At 69.1% G+C, this 19,279-nt stretch carries 12 protein-coding genes; 6 read left to right on the top strand and 6 right to left on the bottom strand.

What is annotated here, in order from left to right:
- Positions 1-30: 30 nt before the first annotated feature.
- On the bottom strand, positions 31-2,661 hold the full coding sequence (leuS, locus tag AC1RAD_RS01465; protein WP_095949735.1) for a leucine--tRNA ligase: 2,631 nt from the start codon (positions 2,659-2,661) through the stop codon (positions 31-33).
- Positions 2,662-2,748: 87 nt separating this feature from the next.
- Complete coding sequence (locus tag AC1RAD_RS01460; protein ID WP_492733529.1) at positions 2,749-4,224, bottom strand: FAD-dependent oxidoreductase; 1,476 nt, start codon at positions 4,222-4,224, stop codon at positions 2,749-2,751.
- A 130-nt stretch (positions 4,225-4,354) separates the two neighbouring features.
- Here AC1RAD_RS01460 and AC1RAD_RS01455 point away from each other — a divergent pair, with 130 nt between their 5' ends.
- From AC1RAD_RS01455 to AC1RAD_RS01430, 6 genes are all read left to right on the top strand, one after another.
- Complete coding sequence (locus AC1RAD_RS01455; RefSeq protein WP_492733527.1) at positions 4,355-6,013, top strand: alpha-amylase family glycosyl hydrolase; 1,659 nt, start codon at positions 4,355-4,357, stop codon at positions 6,011-6,013.
- Positions 6,014-6,018: 5 nt separating this feature from the next.
- The gene (gene glgB / locus AC1RAD_RS01450) at positions 6,019-8,199 is read left to right on the top strand and encodes a 1,4-alpha-glucan branching protein GlgB (protein WP_492733525.1); all 2,181 of its coding nucleotides are present in this window, start codon (positions 6,019-6,021) and stop codon (positions 8,197-8,199) included.
- A 709-nt stretch (positions 8,200-8,908) separates the two neighbouring features.
- A complete protein-coding gene (glgX, locus tag AC1RAD_RS01445; RefSeq protein ID WP_492733523.1) occupies positions 8,909-10,987 on the top strand; it encodes a glycogen debranching protein GlgX in 2,079 nt (692 codons plus the stop codon).
- A gap of 91 nt (positions 10,988-11,078) precedes the next feature.
- Positions 11,079-12,416: a glucose-1-phosphate adenylyltransferase gene (gene glgC / locus AC1RAD_RS01440; protein WP_492733521.1), complete on the top strand. Its 1,338-nt coding sequence runs from the start codon at positions 11,079-11,081 to the stop codon at positions 12,414-12,416.
- A 14-nt stretch (positions 12,417-12,430) separates the two neighbouring features.
- Positions 12,431-13,900 carry a glycogen synthase GlgA gene (gene glgA / locus AC1RAD_RS01435; protein WP_492733519.1) on the top strand — a complete coding sequence of 490 codons (1,470 nt, stop codon included), beginning with the start codon at positions 12,431-12,433 and terminating at the stop codon, positions 13,898-13,900.
- A 44-nt stretch (positions 13,901-13,944) separates the two neighbouring features.
- Positions 13,945-16,428, top strand: a complete 2,484-nt coding sequence (locus AC1RAD_RS01430; RefSeq protein WP_492733517.1) for a glycogen/starch/alpha-glucan phosphorylase — start codon at positions 13,945-13,947, stop codon at positions 16,426-16,428.
- A gap of 24 nt (positions 16,429-16,452) precedes the next feature.
- Here the strand turns inward: AC1RAD_RS01430 and AC1RAD_RS01425 are convergent, their stop codons facing one another.
- From AC1RAD_RS01425 to AC1RAD_RS01410, 4 genes are all read right to left on the bottom strand, one after another.
- Positions 16,453-16,923, bottom strand: a complete 471-nt coding sequence (locus tag AC1RAD_RS01425; RefSeq protein ID WP_095743305.1) for an ExbD/TolR family protein — start codon at positions 16,921-16,923, stop codon at positions 16,453-16,455.
- Positions 16,924-16,938: 15 nt separating this feature from the next.
- The gene (locus tag AC1RAD_RS01420; RefSeq protein ID WP_095743304.1) at positions 16,939-17,634 is read right to left on the bottom strand and encodes a MotA/TolQ/ExbB proton channel family protein; all 696 of its coding nucleotides are present in this window, start codon (positions 17,632-17,634) and stop codon (positions 16,939-16,941) included.
- A 28-nt stretch (positions 17,635-17,662) separates the two neighbouring features.
- The gene (gene dapB / locus AC1RAD_RS01415; protein WP_492734538.1) at positions 17,663-18,463 is read right to left on the bottom strand and encodes a 4-hydroxy-tetrahydrodipicolinate reductase; all 801 of its coding nucleotides are present in this window, start codon (positions 18,461-18,463) and stop codon (positions 17,663-17,665) included.
- A gap of 176 nt (positions 18,464-18,639) precedes the next feature.
- Positions 18,640-19,200, bottom strand: coding sequence for an outer membrane protein assembly factor BamE (locus tag AC1RAD_RS01410; RefSeq protein ID WP_062481043.1), 561 nt, complete (start codon positions 19,198-19,200; stop codon positions 18,640-18,642).
- Positions 19,201-19,279: the final 79 nt, after the last annotated feature.

The following is a 19,279-nucleotide window of genomic DNA, read 5'->3' as shown; positions in this document are numbered from 1 at the left end:
TGTCGTTTCCGTCGTTCTGCAGTGTCGGGTTCAGATGACCACGTTGACCAGGCGCCCGGGCACCACGATCACGCGCTTGGCCGGCGCGCCTTCGGCGAAGTTGACGAAGTCGTCGCAGGCGAGCGCCAGCCGCTCGATCTCGTCCTTCGAGGCACCGGCGGGCACCAGCAGCTTGCCGCGCAGCTTGCCGTTGACCTGCAGCATGAGCTCGACCTCGTCCTGCGCCAGCGCGGCCACGTCGACCACGGGCCAGGGGGCGTCGAGCAGGTCGCCCGATGCCTTGTCGTAGCCGAGCTGCTGCCACAGCTGGTGCGCGATGTGCGGCGTGGCCGGGTACAGGCAGCGCAGCAGGATGCCGAAGCCCTCGCGCGCGGCGGCCGCGTCGCCCGCGCTGCCGTCGGACTTGAAGCCCTCGAGCGCGTTGAGCAGCTTCATCGCGCCCGACACCACCGTGTTGTATTGCATGCGCTGGTAGTCGTAGTCGATCTGGCGCAGCACGGTGTGCACCTCGCGGCGCAGCGCCTGGGCGGGCTTGCCGAAGCTCTGGCCGGCGAGCGCCACGGGCGCCACGTCGGCCTGGGCCACGCCGTAGTTCCACACGCGGCGCAGGAAGCGGTAGCTGCCCTCGACGGCCGCGTCGTTCCACTCGAGCGTGGCTTCGGGCGGCGCGGTGAACATGGTGTACAGGCGCGCGGTGTCGGCGCCGTACTTCTCGATCAGGTCCTGCGGGTCGACGCCGTTGCGTTCGCTCTTGCCCATCTTGCCCACGCCGCCGTACTCGACCTTGGTGCCGTCGGCCAGTGTGCCGCCGGTGATGCGGCCCTGCGCGTCGAGCACCGCCGTGACTTCGAGCGGCGGGAAGTAGTCCTTGCCGCCCTTCTCGTTGCGCTTGTAGAAGATGTGGTTGAGCACCATGCCCTGCGTGAGCAGCTTGGCGAAGGGCTCGTCGGCCTTCACCAGGCCCAGGTCGCGCATGACCTTGGTCCAGAAGCGCGCGTACAGCAAATGCAGGATCGCGTGCTCGATGCCGCCGATGTACTGGTCCATCGGCATCCAGTAGTCCGCGCCCTCGGCGACCATGGCCTTGTCGTTGGTCGGGTCGCAATAGCGCATGAAGTACCACGACGAATCGACGAAGGTGTCCATCGTGTCGGTCTCGCGCCGCGCGGCCTTGCCGCACACCGGGCACACCACGCCGGCGTGGAAGCCTTCGTGCTTGGCCAGCGGGTTGCCCGAGCCGTCGGGCACGCAGTCGGTCGGCAGCACCACGGGCAGGTCCTTTTCGGGGACCGGCACCGCGCCGTGTTCTTCGCAATGGATGATCGGGATCGGCGTGCCCCAGTAGCGCTGGCGGCTCACGCCCCAGTCGCGCAGGCGCCAGGTGGTCTGCAGCTCGCCCAGGTCTTTCTGGCCCAGCGCATGCGCCACGGCGGCCACGGCCTCCTTGTAGGTCATGCCGCTGAAGTTGTCGGAGTTGATGGTCACGCCGCGCTGCTTGTCGCCGTACCAGTCCTGCCACTTGTGATAGTCGAAGTGCGGCTCGTCGTCGACCAGCACGACCTGGATGATCTCGATGCCGTACTTGTTGGCGAAGGCGAAGTCGCGCTCGTCGTGCGCGGGCACGCCCATCACGGCGCCGTCGCCGTAGCCGATGAGCACGTAGTTGCCCACCCACACCGGCACCTGCTCCTCGGTGATCGGGTGCTTCACGGTCAGGCCCGTGGGCACGCCCTTCTTCTCCTGCGTGGCGAGCTCGGCCTCGGTCGTGCCGCCGCCCTTGCATTCTTCGATGAAGGCCGCGACCTTCGGGTCGAGCGTGGCGGCGTGCGCGGCCAGCGGATGCTCGGGCGCGACGGCGCAGAAGGTGACGCCCATGATGGTGTCGGCACGCGTGGTGAACACGTACATGCGGCCGTCCTGGATGAGCTTGCCGCTCGCGTCCCGGATGTCATGCGTGAACGCGAAGCGCAGGCCTTCGCTCTTGCCGATCCAGTTTTCCTGCATCAGCTTGACGCGCTCGGGCCAGCCCGGCAGCTTGTGCTGGGTGTGCTCGAGCAGTTCTTCGGCGTAGTCGCTGATCTTCAGGTAGTAGCCGGGGATCTCGCGACGCTCGACCGTGGCGCCGGTGCGCCAGCCCTTGCCGTCGATCACCTGCTCGTTGGCCAGCACGGTCTGGTCGACCGGGTCCCAGTTCACGACCTGGGTCTTGCGGTAGGCGATGCCCTTTTCGAGCATCTTCAGGAACAGCCACTGGTTCCACTTGTAGTAGCTCGGATCGCAGGTGGCGATCTCGCGGCTCCAGTCGATCGCCAGGCCCATGGCCTGGAGCTGGCCCTTCATGTAGGCGATGTTCTCGTAGGTCCACTTGGCCGGCGGCACGCCGTTCTTCAGCGCCGCGTTCTCGGCCGGCAGGCCGAAGGCGTCCCAGCCCATGGGCATCAGCACGTTGTAGCCGCTCATGCGCAGGTAGCGCGTGAGCATGTCGTTGATCGTGTAGTTGCGCACGTGGCCCATGTGCAGCTTGCCGCTCGGGTACGGCAGCATCGAGCAGGCGTAGTACTTCTTGCGGCTCGCGTCCTCGGTGACACGGTAGACATCGGCGGCGCGCCATTGCGCCTGGGCAGCGGACTCGACGTCGCTGGGTTTGTAGCTGGGGTTCATGACATCTCGGCAGGGCCCGGCTCGACGGCGGCCGGGAAGGCGGATTATCGCGCCGTGCGTGATCGTCCCCCGGGCCCCATGCCGGAATCAGGCCCTTTCCTGCGGCGGCGGGGCGGGCGTCCACTCGTCGCCGAACAGTTCCGGCTCGCTGTAGGCCTCCAGATTCGCCCAGTGGTGGGCCGCGTCTTCCCGGTAGAACAGGCTGGCAAGCCCCGCCGCCAGGCGCCGTGCGCCGTCGCTGATGGCGGGAATGTCGCCCGACACCGTGCCGTGCGACAGCGCCGCCGGGTAGCAGAAGCAGTGGATGCGCGCGAGGCCCGGGCAGGCGCCGGGCGCGGTTTCCTGGAATTCGAAGGCCGGCCCGAGGTCGGGCGAATCGGCCAGTTCGCGGTCTTCGTCGCCGGGCGCGGGCGTGAAACGGTCTTTCCAGGTACGAATGTGCGCGGCAATGCCCGCGAATTCGGGGCGAGCGGCCCAGTCGACCTGGAAACCGGTCGACACGATCAAGAAGTCGAACTCGAAGTCGCCCTTGGGCGTGGTCACGCGCAGCGCCTCGCCCTGCGGCGCCACCGACAGGATGGGGCAGCCGAAGTTGAAGAAAGCGTTGGCGTGCCGCGACACCCGCAGCGTGCTGCCGTGCGGCGGCGGCACGTTCAGCACGTTGATGTAGTGGCGGATGCGCCATTTCAGTTCGTCGGGCAGGTCGTAGTGCCCCTGCGTGAGCCCCGGCACGCCGGCGCCCTTGCCCTTGTTGACGCGCGGCAGGTCGGGCCGACGGATCAGCAGTTCGACGCTGTGCGCGCCGGCCTCGAGCGCCGTGGCGGCGCTGTCCATGGCCGAGGAGCCCGCGCCGACCACGCCCACGCGCAGGCCCTTCAGGCGCGCGTAGTCCATCTCGTCGGAGGAGTGCGCCCACTTGGCGCGTGGCAGGCCATCGACAAAGGCGGGCACGGCCGGGCCGCCCAGGCCGTCGCGGCCGGTGGCCAGCACGACGCGGCGCGCCAGCACGCGGCGCTCGCCCTCGGGCGTGCGCAGGTCCAGGCGCACGGCGCTGGCGTCGGGCAACGGTTGCAAGCCAGTAACAGCGGTGTCGTTGCGCACGTCCACGCTCATCACGCGGCGGTACCAGACCAGGTAGTCCATCCACTGCAGGCGCGGGATCTTGTCCATCGCGGCCCAGGCCTCGGTGCCGAACTGGGCTTCGAACCAGGCGCGGAAGGTCAGCGAGGGCAACCCCAGCGCCGGGCCCGTGAGCTCCTTGGGCGAGCGCAGGGTTTCCATGCGCGCCGTGGTGGCCCAGGGGCCTTCGCGCCCGGCCGGCGCGCGGTCGAAGACCACCGCGCGGATGCCCTGCTGCGCCAGCGCGCCCGCCGCGGCCAGCCCGGCCTGGCCGCCGCCGATGATGGCCACGTCGAGCACGGGTTCGCCGTCGACCTGGCGCGGCGGTACCCAGGCGCGGGCGGGCCAGCCGAGGTAGTCGAGGTCCTGGGCGAGCCGGCGTTCGAGCGCGGCAAGGCCGATGGGTGGGGCGGAGGGGGGGAAAGCGGTGTCGTCGGTGGTCATCGGTCGGGGGTCGGGGCGGCAGCGCCCCGCCCTGCTGAATTTACCCACTTCCGCGCGGCGCCCGCCTGCCACAGCGTACCGCTGGCCCGGATTTCGCATGCCACAATGAATTTCGACCACAGGGGCAGGCATGAGCGGCAGCAACGGCGAATGGTGGCGGGGCGCGGTGATCTACCAGATCTACCCGCGCAGCTTCATGGACAGCAACGGCGACGGCGTGGGCGACCTGCCCGGCATCACGTCGAAGCTCGACCACGTCGCCCGCCTGGGCGTCGACGCGGTCTGGGTCTCGCCCTTCTTCCGCTCCCCCATGAAAGATTTCGGCTACGACGTGGCCGACTACCGCGCCGTCGATCCGCTGTTCGGCACGCTGGCCGACTTCGACGCCATGCGCGCACGCATGCATGCGCTGGGCCTGAAGCTCATCATCGACCAGGTGCTCTCGCACACCTCCGACCAGCACGCGTGGTTCGTCGAAAGCCGCAGCTCGCGCGACAACCCCAAGGCCGACTGGTACGTCTGGGCCGACCCCCAGCCCGACGGCACGCCGCCCACCAACTGGCTCTCGGTCTTCGGCGGCTCGGCCTGGCAGTGGGACTCGCGCCGGCGGCAGTACTACCTGCACAGCTTTCTCGCCGAGCAGCCCGATCTCAACTTCCATTGCCCCGCCGTGCAGAACGCGCTGCTCGGCGAGGTGCGCTTCTGGTGCGAGCGCGGCGTGGACGGCTTTCGCTTCGACGCCTGCAACCACCAGTTCCACGACGCGCTGCTGCGCGACAACCCGCCCGCCACGGTCGAGTCGATGGGCGAGGTCAGCACCGTGCGCGCCGACAACCCGTATGCGATGCAGGTCCACCTGTACGACAAGAGCCAGCCCGAGAACCTCGTGTTCCTCGAGCGCCTGCGCCGGCTGCTCGACGGCTACGGCGCGGTCGCGCTGGGCGAGGTCGGCGACGAGAACGCACCGCCCGTCATGGCCCAGTACACCGAACTCGGCAAGCGCCTGCACCTGGCCTACAGCTTCAGCCTGCTCACGGCCGACCACAGCCCCAAGCACCTGCGCCACCAGGTCGAATCGCTCGACGCCGCACTGGCCGTGACGGGCGGCTGGGGCTGCTGGGCGGTGTCGAACCACGACGTGCCGCGCGTCGCCACGCGCTGGAGCGACGGCGCCGCGCCCGACACCCGCCGCGATCGGCTCTGGCTCGCGCTGCTGCTCGCGCTGCGCGGCAGCGCCAGCCTCTACCAGGGCGAAGAGCTCGGCCTGCCCGAGGCCGACGTGCCCTTCGAACTGCTGCAGGACCCCTACGGCCGCGCCTTCTGGCCCGAGTTCAAGGGCCGCGACGGCTGCCGCACGCCGATGCCCTGGACCGCCGACGCGCCTAACGCCGGCTTCAGCACCGGCACGCCCTGGCTGCCGGTGGACGGCGCCCACCTGCCGCTGGCCGTCGCGCAGCAGGAGGCTGACCCCGGCTCGATGCTCGCCTTCAGCCGCGCGCTGCTGCACTGGCGGCGCACCCAGCCGCTGCTGCGCACGGGCGCGCTGGCGTTCGTCGATGCGCCCGCGCCGCTGCTGCACATCGTGCGCAGCGACGGGGACGCGGTGCTGCATACGATCTTCAATACGGGGAGCGAACCGGTGTCGATTCCGCTGCCCGAGCCGCTGGTGCCGCTGGCCGGCCACCCGCTCGCGCCGACCGCAACGGTCACCGCCGCTCCAAAGCCCCTGCTGACATTGGCGCCTTATGGCGTGTGCTTCGGCACGCCTGCCGAAGCAGGAGGACGCTGAACCCCATGCCACCTTCTCCTTTCCTCCAAGCTGCCGACATCCAGGCGCTGATGCGCGCCGAGCACGGCGACCCGTTCGCCGTGCTCGGCCCCCACGAGACCGCCGACGGCCTCGAGGTGCGCGCGCTGATGCCCGGCGCGCGGCAGGTGGCCGTGGTGCATTCGCGCACCGGCTGGCCGCTGTCGATCCTTGCGCGGCACGAGGGCTCCGACCTGTTCAGCGGCCTCGTGCCCGCGGCCGAGGCGCGCATGGGCTACTCGTTCCAGGTCGACTGGGAGAACGGGCACGCCTCGCGGCTCGAAGACCCGTACCGTTTTCCGTTCGTGCTCGGCGAGACCGACGTGTGGCTGCTGGCCGAGGGCACGCACCTGCGGCCGTGGGAGCGGCTGGGCGCGCACCTGCGCGAGATCGACGGCGTGAAGGGCGTGGCCTTTGCGGTCTGGGCGCCGAATGCGCGGCGCGTGTCGGTGGTCGGCGACTTCAACAACTGGGACGGCCGGCGCCACATGATGCGGCTGCGCCGCGAGTGCGGCGTGTGGGAGATCTTCGCGCCGCACGTGGCGACCGGCGACAGCTACGAATTCGAGATCCTGTCGTCGCGCGGCGAGGTGCTGCGCAAGGCCGACCCCTTCGCGTTCTCGTCGCAGCTGCGCCCCGGCACCGCCTGCGTCGTGGCGCCGCTGCCCGCGCCCGTGCCGATGCCCGCCGGGCGCGCCGAAGCCAATGCGCGCGAGGCTCCGATCAGCATCTACGAAGTGCACCTGGGCTCGTGGCGCCGCAAGCACCACGGCCAGGAATGGCTGGACTACCGCGAACTGGCCGACACGCTCGTGCCCTATGTGCGCGACATGGGCTTCACGCACATCGAACTGCTGCCCATCACCGAGCACCCCTTCGACGGCTCGTGGGGCTACCAGCCCATCGGCCTGTATGCGCCGACCTCGCGCTTCGGCACGCCCGGCGACTTCCGCCATTTCGTCGAAGCCGCGCATGCCGCGGGGCTGGGCGTGATCCTCGACTGGGTGCCCGCGCACTTCCCGACCGACGCGCATGGTTTGGGCAACTTCGACGGCACCGCGCTGTACGAGTACGCCGATCCGCGCGAGGGCTTCCACAACGACTGGCAGACGCTGATCTTCAACTACGCCCGCACGGAGGTGCGCAACTACCTCGTGGGCAATGCGCTGTACTGGCTGGAGCGCTACGGCGTGGACGGCCTGCGCGTGGATGCGGTGGCGTCGATGCTGTACCGCGACTACAGCCGCAAGGCCGGCGAGTGGGTGCCGAATGCGCAGGGCGGGCGCGAGAACCTGGAGGCCATCGATTTCCTTCGCCGCATGAACCGCGTGGTGGGCGTGGAGCGTCCGGGGGCTGTGACCATTGCCGAAGAGTCGACGAGCTTTCCGGGTGTGACGCGACCGCCGGAAGACGGCGGGCTGGGGTTTCACTACAAGTGGAACATGGGGTGGATGAACGACACGCTGGCGTATGCGGGGACCGATCCGGTCTATCGCAAGCACCATCACCAGCAGATCACCTTCGGGCTGATGTACGCGCACAGCGAGAACTTCGTGTTGCCGCTGTCGCATGACGAAGTGGTGCACGGCAAGGGGTCGATGATCGGGCGCATGCCTGGGGACGAATGGCAGAAGTTCGCGGGGTTGCGCAACCTATATGGGTACCTCTGGGCTTATCCGGGGAAGAAGCTGCTGTTCATGGGAGGGGAGTTTGCGCAGTACGCGGAGTGGAATGCGGATCGGGGGCTGGACTGGCACTTGCTTGAGCATGCGGGGCATCAGGGGGTGCGGCGGTTGGTGCGCGATCTGAACAACGTGTATCGGCACTTTCCTGCTTTGCATGAGCTGGACCACGAGGGGGCTGGGTTCGAGTGGTTGGTGCATGACGATGTGGCGCAGTCGGTGTTTGCGTTTGTTCGGCGGGCTCGGGATGGGGGGGTTGTTGTGGTGGTTTGCAACTTCACGCCTGTGCCTCGGCTTGGGTATCGGTTGGGGGTGCCTTGTGCGGGTTCGTATCGGGAGGTCATCAATACGGATGGGGTTGTGTATGGGGGGAGTGGGGTTGGGAACGGGGTTGTCGAGAGTTCTCCGGTGGGGTGGCATGGGAAGGCGGATTCGGTTGTTGTCAGCTTGCCGCCGCTCGCTACTTTGATGTGGGTGGTGGCTTGAAACGCTCTGGGCTGGTTTTTGTTCCGGGGCCGGGTCTCGGCCCGGCGGCCGACCTACTTTTCTTTGCTTCGCCAAAGAAACGTAGGCAAAAGAAAGGCGACCCTGCTGTCTGCGTCCCTCCGCTTCGCTACGGGCAACCTGCGGTGCTCACGTTTCGCGGGGTCTCGCCCAAACTCGCTTCGCTCAAACAAGGGCGAGCCCTGATCCGCGAAACGCTGCGCTCCTCGGCGCATACAGAAGGGATTGGGATACCAACAGGCCATCGCTTCGCTCGGCCAGTGAGCCGCAGCAGGCGCTTTGCGCCTGCTGCGGCTGGGATTGGTCGCGACGTTGGTTGGAACATGAGCGCAAGCGCACGCGCGGGTGCAGATGTGCTTACGAGCACCAACCCGAGCACGAACACAGGATTGGGCTGTCGGCAACTGCCGGGCCGAGCGAAGCGACGGCCCGCCCGGTGTCAAAGCCCCTCTGGCTGCGCCGAGGAGCGCAGCGTTTCGCGGATCAGGGCTCGCAGCTGTTTGAGCGAAGCGAGTTCTGCGAGACCCCGCGAAACGCGAGCACCGCAGGTTGCCCGTAGCGAAGCGAAGGGTCGCAGACAGTGGGGTCGCCTTTTCTTTGCTTACTTTCTTTTAGCGAAGCAAAAGAAAGTAAGTCGCCCGCCGGGGCGAGTCCCGGCCTCGGAAAGCAAACACCGCCGGGGAGTCAAAGCATGCTGAGCCCAGGCCATCCCCTCCCCTTAGGCGCAACGCCATCACAACAAGGCGTCAACTTCGCTATCACAGCGCCAACAGCAACCAAAGTAGAACTCTGCCTCTTCGACAGCACAGGCAAAAGCGAACAACAGCGCCTACCGCTCCCAGAGTGCACAGACGGCATCTGGCACGGCCACCTCCCCACCGCCCGCCCCGGCCTGATCTACGGCTACCGAGTCCACGGCCCCTGGTCCCCAAAAGAAGGACAGCGCTTCAACCCCGCCAAGCTCCTCCTCGACCCTTACGCCCGAGAAATCCTAGGCCACTACAACGGCAGCGATCTCTTCCTAGGCCACGCCCCCACAAACCCAACCCAACGCGACACCCGAGACAACGCCCCGATAGCACTCAAAGCCCGCGTAACAGCGCCCAGCAACACACCCCAAACAACAGGCCAGGCCCACATCCCCCCCACAGACCGCGTCCTGTACGAGCTGCACATCCGCAGCCTCACCCACCAGCACCCAGGCGTTCCCGAACCGCTAAGAGGCACCTACGCCGGCCTCGCAGAACCCGCCATCCTCGACCACCTGCAACGCCTGGGCATCACCACCCTCAGCCTCATGCCCGTACAGCACCGCGCCGACGAACAGCGCCTGCTCGCCAAGGGCCTGACCAACCACTGGGGCTACAACACCATCGGCTGGTTCGCCCCCGAGGCGCGCTTCTGGAGCGGCCGCCCCGGCACCACGCCTGCCAGCGAATTCCGCGCCATGGCCGATGCGGTGCATGCGCGCGGCATGGAACTGGTGATCGACGTGGTCTACAACCACAGCGCCGAAAGCGACGAACTCGGCCCCACGCTCTCGCTGCGCGGCATCGACAACGCCCTGTACTACCACCTGCGCCCGGACGACCGCGCCCTGTACGAGAACTGGGCCGGCACGGGCAACTGCCTCAACCTCGGCGAGCCGCGCGTGCTGCAACTCGTGATGGACAGCCTGCGCTTCTGGGCCTGCGAGATGGGCGTCGACGGGTTCCGCTTCGACCTCGCCCCGGTGCTGGGCCGCGACGCGCAGCGCGGCTTCGATGCGCGCGCGCCCTTCTTCGCGGCGATGGCACAAGACCCGGTGCTGTCGCGCACGCTGCGCATCGCCGAGCCCTGGGACCTCGGTCCCGGCGGCTACCGGCTCGGCGAGTTCCCGCCCGGCTGGCTCGAATGGAACGACCGCTTCCGCGACACGCAACGCGGCTTCTGGCTGCGCCAGGGGCGCGAGGGCGCCGCCGGCCTGGGCGACTTCGCGCACCGCTTCACGGCCTCCAGCGCGAGCTTCGCGCACGACGGCCGCGCGCCGACCGCGAGCGTCAACTTCATCACCGCGCACGACGGCTTCACGCTGCGCGACCTCGTGAGCTACGAGCAGCGCCACAACCTCGCCAACGGCGAAGACAACCGCGACGGCCATGCGAACAACCTGAGCACCCACTGCGGTGTCGAAGGCCCGAGCGACGACCCCGCCGTGCGCACGATGCGCGCGCGCCTGCAGCGCACGCTGCTCGTCACGCTGCTGCTGTCCCAAGGCACGCCGATGCTGCTGGCCGGCGACGAGCTCGGCCACAGCCAGGGCGGCAACAACAACGCCTACTGCCAGGACAACGAGACCACCTGGCTCGGCTGGATCGGGCTGTCCGACCCGGCCAGCGAACGCGCGCGCCTGACTGCGTTCGTCGCGCGGCTCACCGCCCTGCGCCGCGAGGCGCCGGCGCTGCGCAGCGCGCGCTGGTGGCCGGCCGAGCCGCCGGCCGACGACGCCCCCCCGGGCCTGCGCTGGCTGCGCCCCGACGGCCAGCCGATGGCGCCGGCCGACTGGCACGCAGGCACGGCCCTTGCGATCCTTTTCGGGCAGGCCGAAGGTGCCTGGCTGGTGCTGGTGAATGCGGGCCCGGGCCCCGTCAGCTTCACGTTGCCGAATGGCGACTGGCGCTGCTGCCTGGCCACCGATGCCGAAGACCCCGACGACCTGCGCACCGCGTCCCGCCCGCTGGGCCGCACGGCGCAGGTGCCGGTTTCGAGCCTCTGGCTTGCAAGAACGTAGGAGCCAAGCCCACGGCGCAGTGCCAGACTCGGTGCGGACACTCTGAAGACGACGACGAACTCAACAAGCGAACGAACGAACGGAGACACAGATGGACAAGCTCAACACCCAGGGCGCACAAGCCCCGCAGGCGCCCCTGCAGGCCCATCAACTGGTCCGCCGCACCATCGCGCTGGTGCTGGCCGGCGGCCGGGGCTCCCGCCTCAAGCAGCTCACCGACCGGCGCGCCAAGCCGGCCGTGTACTTCGGCGGCAAGTTCCGCATCATCGACTTCGCGCTGTCCAACTGCCTGAACTCCGGCATCCGGCGCATGGCGGTGGTCACGCAGTACAAGTCGCACTCGCTCATGCGCCACCTGCAGCGCGGCTGGAGCTTCCTGCGCGCCGAGCTCAACGAGATGGTCGACGTGCTGCCCGCGCAGCAGCGCATGGGCGACGAGCACTGGTACCGCGGCACGGCCGACGCGGTGTTCCAGAACCTGGACATCATCAGCACCCGCTCCACGCCGCACGACTACGTGGTGGTGCTGGCCGGCGACCACATCTACAAGATGGACTACTCCATCATGCTCAAGGACCACGCCGAGCGCGGCCTGGGCTGTACGGTCGGCTGCATCGAGGTGCCGCGCATGGAGGCCACGGCCTTCGGCGTGATGGCGGTGGACGACGGCCGCCAGATCACCAGCTTCCTCGAGAAGCCGGCCGATCCGCCCGCCATGCCCGGCCACCCCGACCTGGCGCTGGCCAGCATGGGCATCTACATCTTCGACTCGGCCTACCTGTACCGGCTGCTCGAGGAAGACAACGCCAACCCCGACTCGAGCCACGACTTCGGCAAGGACATCATCCCGCGCGCCGTGGCCGAGGGCCGCGCGCTGGCGCATCCGTTCAGCATGTCCTGCGTCACGCGCGCCTCGCGCGGGCCCGATGCCAAGGCCTACTGGCGCGACGTGGGCACGATTGATGCATTCTGGGCAGCCAACCTCGACCTGGCCTCGATCACCCCGGAGCTCGACATCTATGACACGGACTGGCCCATCTGGACCTACCAGCGGCAGCTGCCGCCGGCCAAGTTCGTGCTCGACCGCGAGGGCAAGCACGGCATGACGGTCAACACCATCGTCTCGGGCGGCTGCATCGTTTCGGGCTCGAAGATCAGCAGCGCGGTGCTGTTCTCGGGCGTGCGCATCCACTCCTTCTGCGAGATCAACGAAGCCGTGCTGCTGCCCGATGTGGAAGTGGGCCGCGGCTGCCGGCTGAACCGCGTGGTGATCGACCGCGGCTGCGTGATCCCCGACGACACGGTGATCGGCGAAGACGCCGAGGCCGACGCCGCGCGCTTCGAGCGCACGGAAACGGGCGTGGTGCTGGTCACGCGCGAAATGCTCAAGCGGCTCGCGCCGGACCCCGCACCCGCGGCCGCTGCCTGATCGACCGCACCACCATGCGCATCCTCCAGGTCAGCGCCGAGCTGTTTCCCCTCCTGAAGACCGGCGGCCTGGCGGACATCGCCGGCGCCCTGCCCCTGGCCCTCATGGCCGCGGGGCAGGAGGCGCGCGCGCTGCTGCCGGGCTTTCCCGCCATCGTGGCCGGCGTGCGCGACCTGGTGCCGGTGGCCGAGTTCACCGCGCCCTGGGGCGAGCGCTTCGGCCTGCGCGCCGGGCACGTCGCCATCGCCGGCGCGCCGCCGATTCCCACCTACGTGATCGATGCACCCGCGCTCTACGACCGACCCGGCAATCCGTACGAAGACACCACGCGCCAGCCCTACAGCGACAACCACCGGCGCTTCGCGCTGCTGGGCTGGGCGGCGGCGCAGCTCGCGCAGGGCCTCGACCCCGGCTGGCGACCCGACATCGTGCACGCGCACGACTGGCACGCGGCGCTCGCGCCCGCCTACCTGGCCTTCGCGCGGCGCGCGGGCGGCCCACGCACGGGCAGCGTGTTCACGGTGCACAACCTGGCCTACCAGGGCGTGTTCGCGCCCTGGCACTTCGCCGAACTCGGGCTGCCAGCGCCGGCCTTCCACATGAACGGGCTGGAGTACCACGGCCAGATCTCCTTCATGAAGGGGGGCCTGTACTTCGCCGACCAGCTCACCACCGTGAGCCCGACCTACGCACTGGAGATCCAGACGCCCGAGCAGGGCTGCGGCCTCGACGGCCTGCTGCGCCAGCGCAGCAACGTGCTCAGCGGCATCCTCAACGCGGTCGACGACCAGGTCTGGAACCCGTCCACCGACGCCGCGCTGGTGCAGGGCTACCAGACGCCCGAGGGCCGCCACATGGCCGGCAAGGCGCGCTGCAAGTCGGTGCTGCAGCGCCAGCTGGGGCTGGCCGAGCGTCCCGACGCGCCGCTGTTCATCGTGGTGAGCCGGCTCACCGAACAGAAGGGCCTGCACCTCGTGCTCGGCGGCCTCGACACGCTCTTGGCCCAAGGCGGCCAGCTCGCGCTGCTGGGCAGCGGCGAAGGCTGGCTCGAAGAGGCCTTCCGCCAGCGCGCGGCGGCGGCGCCCACCTCGGTGAGCGTCACCATCGGCTACGACGAGACGCTGGCGCACCAGCTCTTCGGCGCGGGCGACGTGACGATCGTGCCTTCGCTGTTCGAGCCCTGCGGCCTCACGCAGATGTACGGCCTGAAGTACGGCAGCCTGCCGCTGGTGCGCCGCGTCGGCGGGCTGGCCGACACCGTCGTCGACTGCACGCTGGAAGACATGGCCAGCGGCGCCGCCACCGGCTTCGTGTTCGACCGCTTCGAGGACGCCGACTACGACCGCGCCCTGCGCCGCGCCTTCGCGCTGTACGAGCGCGCCGCCGACTGGCGCCGCGTGCGCGGCAACGCCATGCGGCGCCCGGCCGACTGGGGCACGGCGGCCGCGCAGTACATCGATGTGTACCAACGGGCGCTGGCCTGAAGCCCCCGCCCCACACCCCACCACCCACTCCGGGAACGCCCCCCATGACGATCAAGGACTTCGCCTACGACCACCCCGACCGCGACGTTGCCGCCTTCAAGCGCGCGGTGGCCAACAAGCTGATCTACGCCGTCGGCAAGGACCCCGTGGCAGCCAGTCCCGACGACTGGCTGCACGCCACCGCGCTGGCCGTGCGCGACCAGCTTGTCGAGCGCTGGATGACGACCACGCGCGCCAACTACGCGCAGGACCTCAAGCGCGTGTATTACCTCTCGATGGAGTTCCTCATCGGGCGCACCTTCACCAACGCGCTGCTCGCCGTCGACCTGTACAGCACCGTGCGCGAGGCGCTGGCCGACTTCGGCGTCGACATGGCGGCGCTGGCCGAGCGCGAGCCCGATGCGGCGCTCGGCAACGGCGGCCTCGGACGGCTCGCGGCCTGCTTCCTCGATTCGATGGCCACACTCGGCGTGCCCGGCATGGGCTACGGCATCCGCTACGAGTACGGCATGTTCCGCCAGCGCATCGTCGACGGCCAGCAGGTCGAAACGCCCGACTACTGGCTCACGCGCGGCAACCCGTGGGAGTTCCAGCGGCCCGAGGTGAACTACCGCGTGCGCTTCGGCGGCCACGTGCAAAAGCGCGAAGGCAAGAACGCGCCCTACGGCGCGGCCGACTGGGTCGACACGCACGACGTGCTGGCCGTGGCCTACGACACCATCATTCCCGGCTACGGCACGCAGGCCACCAACACCTTGCGGCTGTGGTCGGCGCGCGCCACCGAGGAGATCGACCTGTCGGCCTTCAACCGCGGCAACTACATGGCGGCGGTGGAGAGCAAGAACCACTCCGAGAACGTCTCGCGCGTGCTCTACCCCGACGACTCCACGCCCTCGGGCCGCGAGCTGCGGCTGCACCAGGAATACTTCTTCTGCAGCGCCAGCGTGCAAGACCTGCTGCGCCGCTACCTGCGCAACCACACGAGCTTCGACCAGCTGTCGGAAAAAGTCAGCATCCACCTGAACGACACGCACCCGGTGCTCGCCGTGCCCGAGCTCATGCGCCTGCTGCTCGACGAGCACGGCCTGGCGTGGGACGTGGCCTGGGGCCACACGCAGAAGGTGTTCAGCTACACCAACCACACGCTGATGCACGAGGCCCTGGAAACCTGGCCGGTCGAGATGCTCGGGCGCATCCTGCCGCGCCACCTGCAGATCCTGTACGACATCAACGCGAAGTTCCTGGCCGCCGTGACGCAGACGCACGGCCAGGACGTCGAGCTGGTGCGCCGCCTCTCGCTGATCGACGAGACCGGCGAGCGCCGCGTGCGCATGGCCTACGTGGCGGTGCTCGCGAGCCATTCGGTGAACGGCGTGTCGGGGTTGCACTCGGAGCTGATGAAGCAGTCGATCTTTGCCGACTTCGCGAAGATCTTTCCCGAGCGCTTCAACAACAAGACCAACGGCGTCACGCCGCGCCGCTGGCTCGCGCAGGCCAACCCGCCGCTGGCCGCGCTGCTCGACCAGCGCATCGGCAAGGGCTGGCGGCGCGACCTGTCGCAGCTCGAAGCATTGCGCCCGATGGTCGCGCAGCCCGCCTTCGTGCGCGCCTTTCGCCATGCCAAGCGCGAGAACAAGCTGCGGTTGGCCAACTGGGTCGGCGAGCATCTGAAGCTCGACCTGGACACCGACGCGATGTTCGACGTGCAGGTCAAGCGCATCCATGAGTACAAGCGGCAGCTGCTCAACGTGCTGCACGTCGTCGCGCGGTATCACCGCATCCTCGATGCGCAGGCCAGCGGCACGCCGGCCGACATCGTGCCGCGCGTGGTCGTGTTCGCGGGCAAGGCGGCCTCGGCCTATGCGATGGCCAAGCAGGTGATCCGGCTCATCAACGACGTGGCGGCCACCGTGAACGCCGACGCGCGCGTGGGCAAGCTGCTGAAGGTGGTGTTCCTGCCGAACTACAGCGTGAGCCTGGCCGAGATCATCATGCCGGCGGCCGACCTGTCGGAGCAGATTTCCACCGCGGGCACGGAAGCCTCGGGCACAGGCAACATGAAGTTCGCGCTCAACGGCGCGCTCACCATCGGCACGCTCGATGGCGCCAATGTCGAGATGCGCGAGAACGTCGGCCCCGAGAACATCTTCATCTTCGGCCACACCACGCCCGAAGTGGCCGACATCCGCGCCCGCGGCTACCAGCCGCGCGAGATCTACGAGGAGAACGCCGAACTCAAGCGCGTGCTCGACGCGGTCCGCGACGGCGCGTTCTCGCCGGGCGAGCCGGCGCGCTACCAGGGCATCTACGACGCGCTCGTGAACTGGGGCGACCATTACCTGCTGCTGGCCGACTACGCGAGCTATGTCGCGAAGCAGGCCGAGGTCGATGCGCTGTACCGCGATGCGGAGGCGTGGACGCGCATGGCGATCCTCAACGTGGCGGGAATGGGGGCGTTCTCGTCGGACCGGACGATCGCGGAGTACGCCCACGAGATCTGGCACACGAAGCCCGTGGTGCTCGGCTGAGGCGAGCGGGCCGGGCCCGCAAGGTCAGCGCGGTTTGGCGGGCGCCGCTTCGGCCTCGGTCACGAAGCCGATGCGGCTCAGCCCGGCCTTGTTCGCGATGCCCATGAGCGCCACCACCTTGCCGTAGGGCACGGTCTGGTCGGCGCGCAATTGCACCTCGGTGTCCTTGCTGTCGGCGGCGGCTTTTTCGAGCTGGGCGGTCAGCTCGTCGTCGGTCACGGGCTTGTCGTTCAGGAAGACCTTGCCCGAGGCATCGACCGACAGGCTCACGAACTTCGGCGTGTCGTTGGGCTGGCCCGCGTCGGTCTGCGGCAGGTCGAGCTTGATCGAGCTGGCCATCAGCGGCGCAGTGATGATGAAGATCACCAGCAGCACCAGCATCACGTCGACCAGCGGCGTGACGTTGATGTCGGACAGCGGCCGCTGCCCGCCCGCGCCCATGGCCCGCCCGCCGCCTGCGGCGCTGCTGCCCAGTGAGGTGCGTCCGAAGGCCATGGTGTGCGTGGCGCCTTAAACGGGCATCGGCCGCGCCGGCGGCGGTGCGGCGGGTGCCGGCGCTTCGCCGAAGCTGCCGAGCAGATCGTGCGCGAAGCCTTCGAGCTCGGCCTCGACACGGCCCACCACACGGCCGAACACGTTGTAGGCCAGCACGGCCGGAATGGCGACCGCGAGGCCGAAGGCCGTCATGACGAGCGCCTCGCCGACCGGCCCGGCCACCTTGTCGATGGTGAAACCGCCGGTCTGGCCCGCGATGCCCGCGAGTGCGCCGTAGATGCCCCAGACAGTGCCGAGCAGGCCGACGAAGGGCGCGGTGGCGCCCACGGTGGCCAGCAGGATCTGCCCGGCCTGCAGGCGCCGCAGCGCGCCGTGCAGCGCACCGCGCAGCACGCGCGTGAGGCGCTGGTTGCGGTCGACCGTGGCGCCCAGCGTGCCGCCGGGGGCTTCGGTGGCGGCCTGGCGCAGCGCGGCCACGGCGGGGCGCACGAGTTCGGCGCGGTCGAAGGCCTGCAGCTTCTGCTCGGCCTCGACCAGGGTGGCCGACTGCCAGAACGCCGCGATGCTGCGCAGCACGTCGCGCGTGCCGCCGCGCAACAGCCAGGCTTTCCAGAGGATCACGACCCAGCTGGCGATCGACATCGCGAGCAGCAGCGCGGCCACCGAACGGCTGACGCCGTCACCGTGGGTCAGCAGTTCGAGCACGCTCATTCGCGTCCTTGGTTGTGGTGCGCCTGGCTTAACGCAGGCCGAGTACGTCGAACATGTCGAACAGGCCGCTGCGCTGGCCGCTCAGGAAGCGCACCGCACGCAGCGCGCCCTGCGCGTAGGTCACGCGGCTGGACGACTTGTGGGAGATTTCGATGCGCTCGCCGATGCCCGCGAACAGCACGGTGTGGTCGCCCACGATGTCGCCGCCGCGGATGGTGGCGAAGCCGATGGTCGACGGGTCGCGCTCGCCCGTGATGCCTTCGCGGCCGTACACGGCGCAGTCCTTGAGGTCGCGGCCCAGCGCGTCGGCGATCACCTCGCCCATCTTGAGCGCGGTGCCCGAGGGCGCGTCGACCTTGAAGCGGTGGTGGGCCTCGACGATCTCGATGTCGTAGCCGGTGGCCATGGCGCGGGCGGCCATGTCGAGCAGCTTGAGCGTGACGTTGACGCCCACGCTCATGTTGGGCGCCATCATGATGGCGATGTCTTTGGCGATCTCGGCGATCTCGGCCTTCTGCGCATCGCTGAAGCCGGTGGTGCCGATCACGGCCTGCACGCCCAGCTCGCGGCACACGGCCAGGTGCGCCATCGTGCCTTCGGGGCGGGTGAAGTCGATGAGCACCTGCGCGTCCTGCAGGCCGGTGCGCAGGTCGGCCACGATGGGCACGCCGCTGGTGAAGCCCAGGAAGGCCGCGGCATCGGCGCCGAGGGCGGCGCTGCCTGCGATGTCGAGCGCGCCGGCCAGGCGGCAGTCGGGCGCGTTGCGCACGGCTTCGATGAGCATGTGGCCCATGCGGCCCGAGGCGCCGGCGATCGCCACCCGGCGCAGCGCGGGAGCGGAGGAAGAAGAATCGGAGGTGGGGGTGGTGGTCGGTTCAGTCACGGGGATTCGGTCGTTGAAAAGTCCCTACGGGAGCCATGGACACCGACGAAAGCCGCCCCACCGGTCCGGCGGGCACCGCCCGCAGGAGGGGTGGCCGCCGCCGGAGCCCGTGCCGCGCACGCTCAGCGCGCGGCTTCGAGCGGGGGGTAGGCGGCCGGCAGCGCGGGCATGGGGGCTGCCGGGGTGCCGGTGGTGTCGGCTTTCTTGTCGGCCTTGGGCGCGAATTTCTTGAGCTCTTCTTCGGTGGCCTCGAGCTGCGGCACCTTGCCGCTCTTGCGGCGGGTGTCGAGCGTGGCGACGAATTCTTCTTCGCTGGGCATTTCGTCGCCCTCGAAGCGGTCCATGAGTTCGCCGTTGAAGAACACGGTCAGGCGGCGCTCCTGGGGATCGACGCCCTGGCGGCGGATCGTGAAGACGTAGTCCCAGCGATTGGCGTGGAAGACGTCGTTCAGCAGCGAGGTGCCGAGGATCTCGCGCACCTGCTGGCGCGACATGCCGGGCTTGAGTGCCGCGACCTGTTCCTTCGACACGAAATTGCCCTGCACCACTTCGACTTTGTAGGGGGTGACGGCAGACAGCGCGCCACGCGTGCGTTCGCTGAAACCGCTGCAGGCACCGAGGGCGAGCGTCGCCGCAATGGCAGCAACCAGCAACCAGGGCCGGCGTTGGAGGATGGCAGGCATGGGAGAAGAGGGGGTAGCGATATGATCGAACATTGTAGCGGCCGAGCCTGAAGGCCCGGCCTCAGCCCAGGGCGCAGGA

This window comes from Variovorax sp. GW823-FHT04B03, from assembly GCF_058796495.1.
Note: the sequence above shows the minus strand (reverse complement) of the source record. Positions and strands in the feature narration are given on the sequence as shown.

Excerpts from the sequence above, each read along its gene's own strand:
- glgA (WP_492733519.1), top strand. The coding sequence starts at position 12,431 with ATGCGCATCCTCCAGGTCAGCGCCGAGCTGTTTCCCCTCCTGAAGACC.
- glgB (WP_492733525.1), top strand. The coding sequence starts at position 6,019 with ATGCCACCTTCTCCTTTCCTCCAAGCTGCCGACATCCAGGCGCTGATG.
- AC1RAD_RS01420 (WP_095743304.1), bottom strand. The coding sequence starts at position 17,634 with ATGAGCGTGCTCGAACTGCTGACCCACGGTGACGGCGTCAGCCGTTCG.
- AC1RAD_RS01430 (WP_492733517.1), top strand. The coding sequence starts at position 13,945 with ATGACGATCAAGGACTTCGCCTACGACCACCCCGACCGCGACGTTGCC.
- glgX (WP_492733523.1), top strand. The coding sequence starts at position 8,909 with ATGCTGAGCCCAGGCCATCCCCTCCCCTTAGGCGCAACGCCATCACAA.
- AC1RAD_RS01425 (WP_095743305.1), bottom strand. The coding sequence starts at position 16,923 with ATGGCCTTCGGACGCACCTCACTGGGCAGCAGCGCCGCAGGCGGCGGG.
- AC1RAD_RS01410 (WP_062481043.1), bottom strand. The coding sequence starts at position 19,200 with ATGCCTGCCATCCTCCAACGCCGGCCCTGGTTGCTGGTTGCTGCCATT.
- AC1RAD_RS01455 (WP_492733527.1), top strand. The coding sequence starts at position 4,355 with ATGAGCGGCAGCAACGGCGAATGGTGGCGGGGCGCGGTGATCTACCAG.
- glgC (WP_492733521.1), top strand. The coding sequence starts at position 11,079 with ATGGACAAGCTCAACACCCAGGGCGCACAAGCCCCGCAGGCGCCCCTG.
- AC1RAD_RS01460 (WP_492733529.1), bottom strand. The coding sequence starts at position 4,224 with ATGACCACCGACGACACCGCTTTCCCCCCCTCCGCCCCACCCATCGGC.
- leuS (WP_095949735.1), bottom strand. The coding sequence starts at position 2,661 with ATGAACCCCAGCTACAAACCCAGCGACGTCGAGTCCGCTGCCCAGGCG.